At 49.4% G+C, this 255-nt stretch carries 1 protein-coding gene; it reads left to right on the top strand.

From position 1 onward, the window contains the following. Positions 1–255: Ig-like domain-containing protein (locus HUN22_RS17905; RefSeq protein ID WP_217488241.1), on the top strand; the 255-nt coding region annotated here is incomplete at both ends.

Below are 255 nucleotides of genomic sequence, written 5' to 3'. Positions count from 1 at the left end.
CGAACATTAGCTTCACCTTCAGTGAGGCAGTGACAGGCTTTGATGCAAGTGACATCGTGGTCGTAGGTGGTAGCTTGACTGGCTTGACTACGACAGACAACATCACCTGGACAGCGGTGTTCACACCGGATGGTACAGGTACAGCACCAAGCATTAGTGTTGCTGATAGTACATATACAGACCTTGCAGGTAACTTGGGTACAGGCGATGTCTTGGATGGTACAGACGGTTTTGTTGTAGACACTGTTGCGCCAA

This window comes from Acinetobacter lactucae (assembly GCF_013344765.1).
GTDB classification, from domain to species: Bacteria; Pseudomonadota; Gammaproteobacteria; order Pseudomonadales; family Moraxellaceae; genus Acinetobacter; species Acinetobacter lactucae_A.
The sequence above is the reverse complement of the archived record's forward strand: the minus strand, read 5'-3'. Positions and strand labels throughout refer to the sequence as shown.